The 13,036-nt window shown below is 23.0% G+C and carries 15 protein-coding genes and 2 tRNA genes; 7 read left to right on the forward strand and 10 right to left on the reverse strand.

The genetic code is table 11. The annotated features are described in order from the left end of the window. Positions 1-29: 29 nt before the first annotated feature. A tRNA-Met gene (locus DDW03_RS00335) sits at positions 30-130 on the reverse strand. A 53-nt stretch (positions 131-183) separates the two neighbouring features. Between DDW03_RS00335 and rpsK the strand changes: the two genes are divergently transcribed. Then, positions 184-579, forward strand: coding sequence for a 30S ribosomal protein S11 (rpsK, locus tag DDW03_RS00340; protein ID WP_228615074.1), 396 nt, complete (start codon positions 184-186; stop codon positions 577-579). 62 nt (positions 580-641) lie between these two features. On the opposite strand, the gene DDW03_RS00345 is transcribed toward rpsK, so the two are convergent. Continuing rightward, positions 642-1,715 carry a DHHA1 domain-containing protein gene (locus DDW03_RS00345; RefSeq protein ID WP_228615075.1) on the reverse strand — a complete coding sequence of 358 codons (1,074 nt, stop codon included), beginning with the start codon at positions 1,713-1,715 and terminating at the stop codon, positions 642-644. Between the two features lie 35 nt (positions 1,716-1,750). Between DDW03_RS00345 and DDW03_RS00350 the strand changes: the two genes are divergently transcribed. Next, a tRNA-Thr gene (locus DDW03_RS00350) sits at positions 1,751-1,822 on the forward strand. Here DDW03_RS00350 and DDW03_RS00355 read toward each other — a convergent pair. Continuing rightward, positions 1,821-2,471, reverse strand: coding sequence for a hypothetical protein (locus tag DDW03_RS00355; RefSeq protein ID WP_228615076.1), 651 nt, complete (start codon positions 2,469-2,471; stop codon positions 1,821-1,823). The two genes, DDW03_RS00350 and DDW03_RS00355, sit on opposite strands and share 2 nt — an antisense overlap. A 68-nt stretch (positions 2,472-2,539) precedes the next feature. Between DDW03_RS00355 and DDW03_RS00360 the strand changes: the two genes are divergently transcribed. Beyond that, entirely contained in the window at positions 2,540-3,151 is a 612-nt protein-coding gene (locus DDW03_RS00360; RefSeq protein WP_228615077.1) for a hypothetical protein, read from the forward strand. Beyond that, complete coding sequence (locus DDW03_RS00365) at positions 3,151-3,711, forward strand: ASCH domain-containing protein (protein WP_228615078.1); 561 nt, start codon at positions 3,151-3,153, stop codon at positions 3,709-3,711. The genes DDW03_RS00360 and DDW03_RS00365 overlap by 1 nt, the downstream gene beginning before the upstream one ends. Here DDW03_RS00365 and DDW03_RS00370 read toward each other — a convergent pair. From DDW03_RS00370 to DDW03_RS00380, 3 genes are read right to left on the reverse strand one after another with little or no spacing between them, the layout of a single operon-like run. Next, positions 3,704-5,086, reverse strand: a complete 1,383-nt coding sequence (locus DDW03_RS00370) for a DHH family phosphoesterase (protein WP_228615079.1) — start codon at positions 5,084-5,086, stop codon at positions 3,704-3,706. The genes DDW03_RS00365 and DDW03_RS00370 overlap by 8 nt on opposite strands. Continuing rightward, entirely contained in the window at positions 5,083-5,475 is a 393-nt protein-coding gene (locus DDW03_RS00375; protein WP_228615080.1) for a 30S ribosomal protein S15, read from the reverse strand. The genes DDW03_RS00370 and DDW03_RS00375 overlap by 4 nt, the downstream gene beginning before the upstream one ends. Before the next feature lie 31 nt (positions 5,476-5,506). Then, the gene (locus DDW03_RS00380) at positions 5,507-6,013 is read right to left on the reverse strand and encodes a YbhB/YbcL family Raf kinase inhibitor-like protein (protein WP_228615081.1); all 507 of its coding nucleotides are present in this window, start codon (positions 6,011-6,013) and stop codon (positions 5,507-5,509) included. A gap of 118 nt (positions 6,014-6,131) precedes the next feature. Here DDW03_RS00380 and DDW03_RS00385 point away from each other — a divergent pair, with 118 nt between their 5' ends. Further along, the gene (locus tag DDW03_RS00385; RefSeq protein WP_004578321.1) at positions 6,132-6,590 is read left to right on the forward strand and encodes an archease; all 459 of its coding nucleotides are present in this window, start codon (positions 6,132-6,134) and stop codon (positions 6,588-6,590) included. Here DDW03_RS00385 and DDW03_RS00390 read toward each other — a convergent pair. After that, complete coding sequence (locus tag DDW03_RS00390; RefSeq protein WP_228615082.1) at positions 6,587-7,465, reverse strand: hypothetical protein; 879 nt, start codon at positions 7,463-7,465, stop codon at positions 6,587-6,589. The genes DDW03_RS00385 and DDW03_RS00390 overlap by 4 nt on opposite strands. 53 nt (positions 7,466-7,518) lie before the next feature. On the opposite strand from DDW03_RS00390, the gene DDW03_RS00395 reads away from it, so the two are divergent. Continuing rightward, on the forward strand, positions 7,519-9,333 hold the full coding sequence (locus DDW03_RS00395) for a hypothetical protein (RefSeq protein WP_228615083.1): 1,815 nt from the start codon (positions 7,519-7,521) through the stop codon (positions 9,331-9,333). Further along, positions 9,323-11,347: a hypothetical protein gene (locus tag DDW03_RS00400; protein WP_228615084.1), complete on the forward strand. Its 2,025-nt coding sequence runs from the start codon at positions 9,323-9,325 to the stop codon at positions 11,345-11,347. The genes DDW03_RS00395 and DDW03_RS00400 overlap by 11 nt, the downstream gene beginning before the upstream one ends. Here the strand turns inward: DDW03_RS00400 and DDW03_RS00405 are convergent. The 3 genes from DDW03_RS00405 to DDW03_RS00415 form a co-directional block, all read right to left on the reverse strand. Then, entirely contained in the window at positions 11,344-12,066 is a 723-nt protein-coding gene (locus tag DDW03_RS00405; protein ID WP_228615085.1) for a hypothetical protein, read from the reverse strand. The genes DDW03_RS00400 and DDW03_RS00405 overlap by 4 nt on opposite strands. Positions 12,067-12,075: 9 nt before the next feature. After that, entirely contained in the window at positions 12,076-12,258 is a 183-nt protein-coding gene (locus tag DDW03_RS00410) for a hypothetical protein (protein ID WP_004578316.1), read from the reverse strand. A gap of 61 nt (positions 12,259-12,319) precedes the next feature. Further along, positions 12,320-13,036: a KEOPS complex kinase/ATPase Bud32 gene (locus DDW03_RS00415; RefSeq protein WP_228615086.1), complete on the reverse strand. Its 717-nt coding sequence runs from the start codon at positions 13,034-13,036 to the stop codon at positions 12,320-12,322.

The raw sequence follows: 13,036 nt of genomic DNA on the forward strand, positions 1-13,036 counted from the left end.
TAGTTAAAAAAGAAAAGTTCTATTATAAATGCCGCCGCGGGGATTTGAACCCCGGACCTCCTGGTTTCTCACAAACTCATCGATTTTATTGGTTATGAGCCAGGCGCTCCAACCCCTGAGCTACGGCGGCTTAATAAATTCCTTATTTTTAATTTTATAAGATTATTTATAATTTTAAATTTAATGGCTGAAAAGGAAAGATGGGGTATTGCATATATATATTCAAGTAAAAATAATACTATTATTCATATTACAGACATAACTGGTAGAGAAACAATTGCATTTAGTTCTGGTGGTAGGGTTGTTTTAGCTCAAAGATTAAAAGGTACACCAACTGCTGCAATTTTAGCTGCAAAACAGGCTGCTCAAAAGGCTTTGGAGAAGGGAATAAATGCTGTTCATGTTAGGGTAAGGGCGCCTGGTGGACATAATGGTCCCTGGGTTCCTACACCATCTGCACAGTTTGCAATTAAAACATTAATTACTTCAGGATTAAAGATCGGAGTTGTAGAAGATATAACTCCAATACCACATGATCATTGTAGAAGGAAAGGAGGAAAGAGAGGAAGGAGATTATAAATTTTTATAAAATTCTCTTTAATATTTTCTTAATCAACCTTTTTATTGCATATAAATAAAATCTAATTCTTTCCATTCGCTTTTTCCTCTAAAAATTTTATCAAATTTTCTATATCCTTTTCATATATTAATCCACCAGCCGCTTTTGGATGTCCTCCTCCACTTATTCCATATATTTTTGCAAATTCTCTCATTAATATTCCTAAATCATATTTTCCAGATTGATTTCTTAATGATATACTATATTTTTTATATTTTCCCTTAAATAATCTTCCAAATAATTTTTCTCTTAATGATAGTACTACTATTATTTTTTCAGGATAAAATGATGACAAAATTGTAGATATAACTGAAGATTTCTTTGCTTTAAATACCAATAATTTTTCAGATTCATATATTTTTTTAGCACTTTTTAATCCTTCATAATATTTTATTGCTCTATTCTTTAATTTTTTCAAGTCAAATTCTTTTATAAACTCTTCAATATTTAATGCTTTATCAATATTTTTTGATATTTCATATGGATGTGCTATTAAAAATAAATAAAAATATATTATATAGGGAATGTAAAAATATTTACCATTATAAAATCCTTTGTAATTTTTTAATAGATCTTTTAATAGTTCTTTGTCATTTTCTAACATAAAATCCCCTATAGATCCAATAGATGCCAATAATGAATATTTTGAAAATTCATCACCGAATAATATTTTTCCAATTCTATATGATATACTAGTTGTACATATTTCTAAATTAAATAATGCTCTTACATCAAAATATATTAAATTGTTTGGTAAATCTTCTGGAACCCTTCTTTTATGATGATCTAAATATATTATTTTTATTTTTTCATGTCTCTTAGAAAAACTAATTAAATATTTGTCATCCATTGGTGTGTCTAAAAATATTATTGTATTTATTGTTTTCTTATTAAATATTATTCCATCCAATATTCTTATTAGATCTAAATTATTTTCTCCAGTAATTCTAAAATATTCCATATATTTCTTATTCAATTTTTCTAATATTATTTTCATTAAACTCAATGCCATTTTTCCATCCAAATCTGAATCCGCTACAATCAATATTTCTTCATTTGAATCTTTTATCTCTTTCGCTATATCTGAAAAATCCATTTAATATTAAAATATAATAATATTTAAAAGCATAGGCCCCGATAGCTCAGCGGTAGAGCGGTGGACTCGTAATCCACAGGTCCCGGGTTCAAATCCCGGTCGGGGCTATCTTCTATACCTGTAATAATTTCCATAGTAGTTTCCATAATTATATCCGTAGTAATTATAATAATTACTATAGTTTTGTTGATTATATTGTAAATTACTTTCAGCGAAATTATTAATATTTTCTTCTTCATTTTCTTCTTCAAATTTTTTCTCTTCTTCTTCAATGAATTCTGGTAACAATTTATCTATTACATATACTGCTGTATATATTAATGGGAAGAAAATTATTACGGAGAGAAAATCTATATAATTAAATTCTATTACCCCATATATAAATGGCGTAAACATAATCTGAAAATAAGAAAAGAATCCAGTTTTCCCAAGTATTTTTGCAATCTTTTTTCTTTTTATAGATGATATTAATATAAATAAGGATAAAAGTAAGAAAAATAATGTTATAATTAATTTATTATAATCATTAAGCTCATTATTTAAGTATAGATGCCTTAACCAATCTATAGAAACCCATGAAAATATAATGCTATTTGCTAATGAATGTGAATATCTAAGTTCTTTTCTTTCTACTAAGAATTCCATTGCAAACCATGTTATATAAACTGGATATGTAACCCATATAATTTCAACATTTGTAAGTGTAGATATAAATATTGTTAAGAATGCTTGAAACAATGATATTATATCTATCATTATAATAAATAAAAAATCTTGAAATATTAAAATATTAATTTTTAAGTATAAATTCTAGAATAAAGATTATGGGGCTAGATATATTATATGTATTGATTGTAATATTTGATATATTAATATCTATATGGAATGCATACAATGCTGGAAAAGCTTTGGAATATATGAAATTAAATAATATAGAAAGTGATTGGCCAAGGATGGTTGCATACTCTACATTAATATTATCCTTTGCAGGTGCAGCATATGGTAATGCATCATTATTATCAATTGTAGCATATTACTTAGGATATATTGATATATATACATTATTAGGAATCCTTTCATTCTCATTTTTAGTGTTTGGATTTTTAATAATATTGTTTGGAATTGTTATAACTATAAATAGTATAATTGTTGCATCAAAAACAAAGAGTTTCTTCGATATATTTATTGCAATATATAATAGTATTGCTGTTATTTGGGATATATATACATATATAGAAGGATTTTCTACAGCATTCAATATATTAAAAGATCAATTTGGTAATGAAGAAAGAAATTCACAGGGCATATTTATTTTAATAATAATTGCCGCAATATTAATTGCAGTATTTATGGTATATGGTGCATTTAAATATGGTAAAGCTTCTGTATATAAAGTAGAAAATCTATCCGTACAACCATCACCAATTGAAAGCTAATGAAGCATTTGCAATTTTTGGGAAAATATGTAGATGATATAATAAAGGGAAATAAAAATTTAACTATAAGATTATCAAAGGGAAATTTAAAAATTGGAGATATTTTTATTTTACATGCTGGAGGGAAAGTAATTGGAAAATTTAGGGTAAAAAATATATATACAAAGAAACTATATCAAATAACAGATGAAGAAGCAAAGAGAGATGGTTATAATAATAAAGAAGAATTAATAAATGATTTAAAAAGAATATATAAAAGGTTAGATTTAAATAGAGAAGTTGCAATCATAGAATTTGAACCTGTAGAAATAATAAATAATATATCTTCTGAGGAATTTGCATGGGGTGGGCAAAAGATTGATTTAATTGAATTAGCAAAATTAATATTAAAATATGATGAGAAATTGAATGAAAAGGAAAGAAAACTATTAAATATATTAATTGAAAGTGGAAGTTTAAGAAAGGCTGCAATTAAGTTGGGTGGATTAAATAAAAGATATATAATTAGGAAAATATTAAAGAAGGGATTTTATAGATTAAGGGAAAAGAAAATTATATAATATTTTCCTGTCTTAAATTTATTTTTAATCTTTTAATAAATTCATCATAATTATTTATATCCAATAAAAAACCTCCAAAATTATCAAAACTAGAATAATAAATTATGTTGTTATCAAATAACTTTTTCAATATATTATTTATTAATTTTTTATTTTCATCTTTATTTGTCTTAATTATCCCTCTATAAAAATTATTTACTTTATATAATAAAATAATGACCTTTCCATTTATTATATTTTCTCTAATTAAAAGATTTAATAATAAGGGTAAAAAATATCCTTTTCCATAATTTTTCTCAATTGTTATTATTTTCAATCCATTTTCATCTTTTATTTGTACATTATTATTTATTATATCATATAATAATTTTGAAAATTGTAATCTTAAATTATTTTCAGATTCTCTCAAAATATCAATATTATATTTTTTAATGAAATATAATATTCCTTCCATTTTATTATTTTCAATTAATCCTTCAATATTATATAATAATTCTAATAAATCTCCAATCTCTTCGCCCTTATTAATCTTATATATTTCACCTATTAAATCGTCTGTTCTTTGTAAATTATACTTTAACTTTAATTTTATTATATTACTAACTATTTTTTTAATATCTTCTTCAGATAAATCTTTATAAAATATACCAGCAGTTCCTCTATCCTTTATATTTAATTCTTTTACTAATTCTAGAGCTTTTTCATCACTTCCAGTGATGTTCGGGATATAAAAATTAAATGGAGAGCTTAATACTTTATATAAAGGTTTTGTAAATATACCTGGAAGATTTATTCCAGTATATTTTGATAATATTTCTCTATCAATTAATTCATTTAATATTTCATTATTTGGTTTATTAAAATCATATAAATTTCCAACTAATGATAAATATAAAATATTTTTATCATATGGATTCAAACTTTGATATAAATAATATAATATATCTGATGTAGATATTTCTTTATAACCATCCAAATTAAAAATATTTGGATTGAGATTTACAACATTATTTAATTCAATATCTTTTATTGTTAAAAAATGATGATCTATTATATATATCTTTTTATTTAAATCTTTATTTAACTTTATTACATCATCTGAAAATATAGATCCAGTATCTAAAAATATTATGTTATCATATTCATACCCACTTTCACCTAAAAATAAATTATTAACCTCTTTTTTACTTATATAATCTAAAAATGTTAGATGAACTTCAGAATTTTTTTCATATAAGTATTTTAATAAAAATATTGATGAAGATAAACCATCGGGATTTAATGAAGATATAATTAAAAAATTTTGCTTATTTTCTACTGCCTTATTTATTCTATTAGATATCTCTTCTATATAGGATAAAAATCTATTGTTCATGAATATCCATACATCTTTGCTATATCTCTACTATATTCGAATGTTTGTGGTAATTTTTTATTTTTCTTATAGTATTTTATTAAACTTTTTACTCTGCTTTCAAGTTCCTCCAATTTTTTCTTTGTTACAATATCCTTTCTATGTAATTCTAAATGTTTCAATATTCCATTTATTTTTTTAAATAAATATAATAGATCTTCAGGTATTTCTTGTTTTAAATTTAATTCTTTTGTTGCATATTTTACTAACTTTTTATTTAATATTTCTTTAACCTTTACACCATATTTTTCCTTTAATTCTCTTCCAATTTGTGATGGTGTATATCCTTTATTCCATAATTCTTTTATTATATCATTAATTTGTTCTTTTGATATTTGATTATTTTCCATACTAGTTTAAATGATAAAAATATTAAAAAAATTATCTTTCATATGTGCCTATAAAATAACCATAGCCAACAATATTTTCTTCCTTTACATATCTAATAAAATCATCAAAGAACCATCCATCTATATATAATTCTTTATTTAGAAATAATATTATTGTATAATATCTGTGTTTACCATGACCTTTTGGAGGACATGGACCATCATATCCAATTTTTCCAAAATCATTTTTACCTTGAATAATTTGTACATCATCTATTTTAACAATTCTCTCCTTTTTAATTCCTGGAGGTATACTTTTTATTGGCTTATTTATATATGCAATCCAATGCCTAAATATACCACCAGGTGCATCTGGATCTTCTACAAATAATAACATACTTTTTGTATTGTTTGGTATTTCTTCAATTAATATTGGAAATGATATATTTTTTCCCTCACATGTATAATCTTCCGGTATTTTTTCCAAATCTCTAAAAGAACTTGAATATATATTTACTTTTATTGCATTGTCAGGTATTTTTATATCCAATATTTCCATAAAATATATTTATTTAAAAATTTTAATATATTTATCTTTTATGATGAAAATCTAAAATCTGAAAAATGATGAGTTGTCGGTCTACTGATTTATAAAATTATTTAAAAATATTTTTAATATGACTGTTTTGAGGGAATATGAATATGAAGATCATACTGCAGATATAAAGATTGTTGGTTATGGAAATACACCAAAGAGAGCAATTGAGGCATTAATATTGGGAATGTTTAATATTATATATGATAATGAGAAAGTTGAGAAAAAAGAATCTAAACAATTTGTAATTGAAGGGAAAAATATATTGGAGATTATATACAATGTTGCTAGAATATGTTTAGAAGAGGTTTTTTATAAGGATAAGTTTGCTGTAAGAGATATAAGAGTAAAAAATTTAAAGAAAGTTAGGGTTGAAAGCAAAAAATATAAGTGGGTATGTAGATTTGAAGTTTATGGAGAAAAATATGATAAAGAAAAACATGGATTTAAAAAAGAAGTTAAAGCAGTTACTTTACATGATATAAATATTACAAAAATAATGAAAACCTATTGGAGTGCAGAAATTGTTGTTGATGTCTAACTTTCCTGTTCTTTTTTAGCTTCAAAATATTTATATAATGGTATATTTCCAATTAAATAATATAATAGATCTAATATTATTGCAATAGATAATACAAATGCAAATTCATCAACTGATGGTTCTGGTACTATAAAATATAATAAAAGTAATGTATATAATGCAATAATCTCCATTAGCATTCCAACCCTAAAAGACATTCTTACTCTTTCAATAAAAGGTTTATCTTTTTCCTTTACTATATTTGTTGATAATACCACATTATTATCAATTGCAAATCCTAAAATCATTAACATCCCAATAAATCCATTTGCTCCTATAGGATATTTTGTTATAGATAATATTGCCAACAAACCAATAACATCAAATAATATTGTAGATATTATATTTAAAGTAATCTTAGAAGCTCTAAATGCTATAAATATTACAAATGATGTAAGTATTATTGTTAAAATTACAAAGAATAAAAATTGATTAAATATAAGATTGCCTACTAAAGAACTATATTGTTGTATTGATATATCTGTAGGAGATAGTTCAATATTATAATCTTGATTTAATAAATTAATTAATAATGTTTCATTAATTTGTTTTCCTGATTCAATATAAATAATATTTGGTGTATTATATAATACGTAGTCCGTTATATTCATTTGATTTAATACATTTTGTATTTGAGTGTTTGTTATATGATAATTATTATTTATTAATGTTATATAACCTCCAGAAATTGTAATAGATTTGTTAATTATATATCCGTACTTAAAGTAATTAAATAATATTATTCCAACAAATACTGCAAATATTAATATAGAAATTATTAGAAACTTCTTATAATTATTTTCTATAAATGATAAGATTTTCATTAACATGCTCATTTTTTACATATTCTTAAAAAAGTATATAAAATTATTTTTTTCATAATAGGTATATGAGATCCTTTAATTATTTAGTAGAAATAATATTAACTGTATCTTTAATATTATTGTTCTTAATAAACATTCAATTTCCTCAAAGTCCTTCATATTATATAAATATATTTAATAAAAAATATACATTGTATACCGCCTTAGCAAATACTTATAATGATAAATTTCTAAGTTATTTAGAAACAAATCAATTTGATGTATTAGCTTCAATATATAATAGTATGCTATCGGGTTATTTTAATTATTATGATTTAAAGCAAGCAGTAGATTATAGTTTAAACTTTTACAATACTTATAATTCAACATGCTATGAATTTTTATTTCCATTTCCATATCTAGGAAACAATTTATTATATTCATTAAATGTGAGTGGACAAGTTAATAATTTTTTCTTAATATATAATTCTCAAGGAACATTGTGTGGAAATATTGCATCAAGTGATGATTGGTATGGAATAATAATATCTAGTTATTCTAGTAACAATTTATCTATATATTTAAATTTAACAAATGTAACAAGTTTTGTTAATTACACTGTAGATCCTTATTCATTTTATGCATATAATATTGATTTATATCCAATACAAATCCAATATTTGAATGTATCATATATTAATACATCTAATGGGTATATTCCAATGATAAATATATCATTAAATTTACCTGACGGTTATACACAACCAATAATTATATTATTTAGAGCTGAAAATAATAATTTTAATTATTTAAATTTAACAAACAATTATCAATTAGTGAACAATTTACCTGCCCAATTGGTACAATATGTTATATTTCCATTTAGTTGGGAAACACTGTATGTTTCTCCTCAATGTTTAGATCAATCTAATGTTATATCTTTTACAAATAATAATCAATATTTTAATTTAACAAACTCTTCATATTATCCTTCTCAATTATCTGGTAATACATCAATAACTGTTGTTGCTTGGATTTATATAAATAATTATTATTCTTCTTCCTGTGCTTCTGGAGAAAATTATATAAGTGCAATAGTTAATACATCTGTGGCAAATTATGTAGGTTCCATATTTAGTCAAATAATTATACCAAATAATAGTCAATATTATCTAGGAATAGATGAAAGTAATAATATAGGATATTTGCCAAATTATACTTTACCAATGAATCAATGGATTTTTGTTTTCTGGGAATATAATAATAGTAATGGGCAATTTTATGGGGGATTTATAAATCAAAGTGGAATATATTATGGTCAAATAATACCTTATCCTGGTTATTCATCTTTGCAACCTTTAAATTTATACTATCCACCAAATGAAACAATATATTTAGGAACTCCTACAACGTTGTATCCTCCTCAATGTACATTTTTAGGAAATATATATGTAATTGCATTTTATAATCAACCATTAACAATAAATCAACTAGAAAATATATATTATTCAGAAGATTTTAATTATTATAATCCAGTAATAATTTATTATGGTAAAAATTATAATCCAAATACAGGAATATTATATGGAAATGGACCAAATTATAATATGCAAGCATATAATAATCCGCAATCTATAAATTTTGTAGAACCATATTCTCAATTAATAATAGATTATTCAATTCCTCCAGATTATCAGAATAATATAATATCTTCAAATATAAATATTAGCCAGTGTTATCCTGTAAATGTTTATTATTCAGATCAATTAATACCAATAATATTATATAATTATTGGAGTTATTTCAATGTAAATCCAGTACCAAGTGGATATAAATATAGTAGTAGTATAGTTTATCCATATGGCTTAGGATATTCTAAATTCTCTGTATATGGCTCGTAGTCAGTTATATTTATATACAATTGTTGTATTATTATTAATTCTATTTTATTTTGTTTCTAACTTAGATTTATTAGATAAAGAATTTCAATTTTATTCAGATACATATCCTCAATATGGAGAAATATATAAATTATTATATGGGAATGATATATTTGAAAATATATTAAATTTGTATGGATCTACATTAATTCCATTTACTGTTTATTATAATTGTTCATATAATATTATACAGGTTCCAAATTATTTTAATTCAACACATGTAATTGTAGTAGATAATGTTTATAATTTCTTACCTTCATATGCATCAAATAATTTTGTAGCATTTGAAATAATAAATAATTATTCTATAAGTTATTCTAATACTGGATATTGTATATTTAATGGATATGAAGTATATAATCCATATTTTAATAATCAATTTGAAGGAACTGGTGATTTACCATATTATATTATATTTTATCCACAGAATATTTTTACTATAAATGACAATTATTTAAATAATTTATATAATTTGGAAGGAAATGTGATTTTTCAATATTTAAATAATTATAGATGTATTGCTGGAGAAATAAAATCTTTAAGTGTTCAAAAAATTTTGAATGGAATTTCTGTGAGCTTTTTAAATATATCAAATGCTCAATTGAATAATAGCATAATATCAGTAAATATAATTAATAATGATATATGTCCAATTGATTTAAATAAGATATATTATGATAATTATAATATACCATCATTTGGAAATAATTTTAATACATCTTCTAATAGTAGTTTAATTTATCCAGGTCAGCAAATTGTTGGATATTATCAGTATAATAATGATGATTTATATTTCTGTTTAGAATCTTTGGGTAATGAAATATGTACACCAATTAATAATTTATCAATACAATATTATGTTCCAATAACATTATATAATACTCAATCTATTCCAACTCCAGAACCTTTCCAACAAGATATAGCAATATGTAATGGAAGTGTAAATATTGGTCCTAATTTTGCATATGTAAATAATCCAACATTATTTAATCAAATAAATCCAAATGGACAAAATGTAATGTTCTTTAATCCAAATAATGGGCAATTACTTTATTCATGGTATGAAGGTCAATTAATTAACGGTAATACATATTGTGATGTATGGTGGATTAATATACCAAACGGAATTCCTGCAAATAGTAATATTGTAATTTATATGGCAATTGGAAATTACAGTACAAATTATTATTCTCAATATTATCCATATGTTGGTGCGTCTCCTCAAGTAATTTCTGGATATGATAATGGTAATTATACATTTATAGCATATGGATATTTTAATAATACATTTGATGGGTGGAATAAATATATATATGGTGGATCTTTTTCTCCAACAGCAACTCCTTACGGTATTGAAATGTTAAATGATACTGGTGGAGAGGGTACATATATTTTACCTCCAAATAATGGAAATATTCCAGAAATACCTTTAATTGTTGAAGAAGCTTGGTATTACACTCAAGGCGCAGATGCAAATGTAATAGCATTATTTGGAAATACAAATCAACAAATAGGTGCTGGTGGTGGTACTGCACCTACATCTAGTTCATCTACGTTTGTACAATATGAATATTATTCTGGTTATCCAGGAACATATTTAAAATCTGCAAATACGGGTGGGTATAGTATATTAAATCAGACATATTTCCCAACATCTGGAGGAACATTTTATTCATATTTAATTGTTAGTTCATCTTACGTACAAGCAGGATATTATAACTATAGTTCTAGTCAAATATGGGCTCCATTAACATTATTAAATATGTATCCTTTATCATATAATTCAAATTATGGAAATTATACATATGCTAATTTAAATTATAATCCTTATCAATATCCAACATTAGAAATTGGTGCAGGAGATGGTGGAGTTGCTTCATATCAATATATTGAATGGGTAGTAGCAAGAGAATATCCTCCAAATGGTGTAATGCCTTCAATTTATACAGGATCTGAAAATTCCTGGCCACCTTAATATTCTCTACAATCTTGATATGGATAAGAAATTATATAAAATCCTTTTGTAAAATAATCTTTTCTCTTTGCTAATCTTATCCTAATTATTTGTTCCCTAAATATTTTATTTAAATAATTTAAACTATAATAAATTCCTAAGACTTTATAAAAAGAATATATATGATATCTATTTGGAACTTCATTTTTATTTTCAGCAAAGGATCCTATAAGAATATTTAAATATTTCTTTTGAGCAAATTCTAGAAATTTTTTAGTTGTATAAAATTTTTCTATATCATTAATTAAATTTTTCATTGAAAAAAGAATTGATAAATTGTTTTCTTTTATTCTTTTAATATTTACATAATTTAATCCTCCAAAAGTATATTTTTTATCATATTTAATTGGATCAAATATTCCATTTAAAAAATATTTATTTAAAATCTTATCATTATAATTTAAATTTCTTCCAACAATAAATACTAAGTCATTATAATATTTATCAGAATAAAATAATTCATTTGCAATTTCTAAAGATTTTTTGAAATCTTCATTATTTATTAATGCACAATAAAATATGTTTAATTTTTTATAATATAAAATATTATTTAATTTAAAATATTTTAAATCATTTTTATCAAAGATTTCATAGCAAAAAACAACATTTTTTATCTTATTTTTATAATATTCATTTGCTAATTCTTCTTCATTATTATCTGGTAAACAGAAATCATACATAAAAAATATTTATCCCTTAACCTTATTTATATTTTCAAGTTTCTGATACTCATTCCAAAAATATTCTAGATCTTTATTTATCAATTGTGCAGGACCCTGGTATCCACAATCTAAGCATACCCAACTATTATCTTTTGCAAATAATGGTACTATATTTGTTGAATGACATCTTGGGCATATGTATGTTGCCATATGGTATTATGAAATTTTGTTATATTTAAGCTATTCTTAAATAATATTGCTAATCAATAATCTAAAATAATATTGATTTATATCTACCTCTAGATTCTACAACTTTTAACCTATGAAAAACTTCTTCATACTTTTCTAGAAAACTTTCTTTATATCCTTCTAATATTAAAGAAAATTTATCAGAAATCCTCCAATGATTAGATTCAAATAATTCTTTAAATAAATGTAAATCTACAGCATAATCTTCAATTCTATTGGAAAAGAAGCTTAATCCAAAATCAATAAAATATATTTTTCCGTTATTATATATCATATTTCCAGTAGTTAAATCCCCATGAACAATTTTATTTTTATGAATTAATCCAATATATTTTCCTATATTATATAATATTTCTTCATAATTTAGTTTTTCTAAATATTTTGCTAAATTATATCCTTCAATATATTCCATTACAATAATCCCATTTTCTTCATTTTTATATAATAATTTTGGTACATTAATATAATTATATAATTTTTCCAATATTTTTGCCTCAATTCTAGTTCTATATTTTCTAAATTCTTTATCAATTAATTCATTTCTATATTTTTTCTTATATCTATATTTTAATACTATTTTATTTTTATCATTTTCAATTTTAAATTCTTCAGAATCAATTCCCAATTTATTTAAAAAATCTTTATTAAATTCAAATATATATTTATTATTATCTTTTTTATCACTTTCAATTAAATATATTTTTGCTTCCGCTCCATGTCCAATCAATTTATATTCCAT

Origin of the sequence: Candidatus Nanobsidianus stetteri, assembly GCF_003086415.1 — an archaeon.
Classification (GTDB): Archaea; Nanobdellota; Nanobdellia; order Nanobdellales; family Nanobdellaceae; genus Nanobdella; species Nanobdella stetteri_A.